Annotated in this window: 1 pseudogene; it reads right to left on the bottom strand. The window is 65.1% G+C overall.

Annotation, left to right across the window (positions count from 1 at the left end):
* A pseudogene (locus EOC06_RS43410) lies at positions 1-1,308 on the bottom strand (AsmA protein); the annotation flags it as partial.

Raw genomic sequence — 1,308 nt, forward strand, 5'->3', positions numbered from 1 at the left:
ATCGCATCCGCCTTGGCGAGGAATGCACTGAACGCATCTGGATTGACGCCAGCAACTTTCACGCCCTTCAACGCCGCCGTGCCGGAGCCGGACAAGGCGGCCACCATCCCTTCGACCGATTTGCCGCTGCTTGACAGCGCCGTCGAGAAATCGCCGATGCCGCTGATGCCGGCATCCGGCAGCACGGTCGCCAGATCGGCGCCCGCCAGTTTCATCTGGCCAGAGAACAGGCCGGTGCCGTCATTGTTCTTCAGTTCGAACAGGCCGGTGAGCGCCCCGCCCAGCAATTTCGCCTTCAAATCCGAAACGCGGATGCCTTCCTGGTCGAGCCTGAGCGAAAAGGCGGCATCATAGGCGGTGGCGAACCGACCGGCGGCGAGCGCTGCCGTCGTCAGGTCTAGGTCGGCGGTGAACGGCAGGTTGGATTTCTGGCTGAACGGTGTCGCCGGCCACACGCCACCCTTATTGGTTTCTTCCTTGTCGGCAAGAAAGGCGGAATCGCCGAACAGCGCCACCGCAATCGGATCGAGGTCGAGTTCGTCGAGCATCAGCGCCCCGGCCAGATGCGGCACGCCGGCCTTGCCGTCGACCCCCTCCTTTACATCGATATTGACGTCGCCGGACACCGCCGCTTCGTTGATGGCGCCGTTGAGTTCGTCCAGCACCAGCAGGCCGTTGCCATAGTCGCCCTGTGCCGAAAACGACGTCGACATGCCCGCCCCCATGCCCGGCAGGCCGATACCTGTCGTCATCAGCCATGGCTCGATGTCGGCGGCATCGAGGCTGAGCTTGCCCTTGGCGGCGAAGCCTTGCGGCGTATCGGCGATCGTCCCCTCGAAACCCGCCTTGAAGTCGTTGCCGGCAAGGCTGAAATTCGTCGTCAGGCCGCCGCCGAGCGTACCCTTGGCCTGAATGTCGGTGCTCGCCTCGCCCAGCATGCCGAGCGGCAGTGCCGGCAGGCCGTAGAGGGCCAGCAGCGTGGTGGCATCAGGGTTTTTGGCATTGAAGGTAAGCGCCACCGGCGCTTCGAGAAGCTTGTCCACCGCCCCCTTTCCCGACAGCGATGCGGAAAAGGCCGAGCCGCCGGCCTTGCCTTGTCCGCTCACCGCCAGGCCCGTGGTGCCGTCGCCATTGTCGGCCGCACTCGCCACGAGGTCGACACGCGCATCCTGGAACAGCTCGGGATAGGCTGCGGCACGGCTCGCCAGTCCCTTGAGCACGGCGCTGTCGGGATAATGCCGGGCGGCGACGTCGATCAGCGGCTTCAGATCGACGGCAACCACCGATGCATCGAGCTTGCCGGTCGGG

This window comes from Mesorhizobium sp. M7A.F.Ca.MR.362.00.0.0 (genome assembly GCF_004023175.1).
GTDB lineage: Bacteria > Pseudomonadota > Alphaproteobacteria > Rhizobiales > Rhizobiaceae > Mesorhizobium.